The organism is Campylobacter sp. BCW_4332 (assembly GCF_001763175.1).
GTDB lineage: Bacteria > Campylobacterota > Campylobacteria > Campylobacterales > Campylobacteraceae > Campylobacter_D > Campylobacter_D jejuni.
Genome location: NZ_MJYF01000051.1, coordinates 1 through 540 on the forward strand (window position 1 = coordinate 1; position 540 = coordinate 540).

Annotated in this window: 1 protein-coding gene; it reads left to right on the forward strand. The window is 32.0% G+C overall.

Annotated elements, in window-relative coordinates; genetic code table 11:
* The coding region (locus AJN64_RS05740) for a 6-hydroxymethylpterin diphosphokinase MptE-like protein (RefSeq protein WP_148122990.1) at positions 1 to 540 on the forward strand (540 nt) is incomplete at both ends.

Here is a 540-nt window from a genome sequence, read left to right on the forward strand (position 1 = left end):
CTTGAAAGAAAAGCCATTACAGCAGAATTTTTTAATCATGATTTTGGGGAATTTGATAAGGATATTATATTTATTTGTGCTGGTGTTGTTCATCCAAAAGCGATTGAATATTTAAAGGGTAGAAATTTAGTCATTACCCAAAAAGTTCTTACTTTTCCATATTATATAGATCTTAAAGACTTTTCTTATGCTGCCGTGGGATTTAGCGTTGCGCATATGGCTTATTATCTTTCCTTGTATTTAAAACACAAAAACATCATTTTTATAGGGCAGGATTTAGCCTATGCAAAAAATGGTAATTCTCATCCTGATGATTATCAAAACTCAGCAACCTATGAAAGTAAAAAGTATCCACACCTTTACACTCTTGCTTATGGCAAAAAAGGGAAAGTTAAAACTCATCATGTCTGGCTCATGTTTAAGCAAAATTTAGAACAAGATGTACAAAAAATACAAAAATATTTAGATACTAAAATTTACAACTGCACCGAAGGTGGGGCAAGGATAGAAGGAACTATAGAAAAACCTTTTCTATGGGCT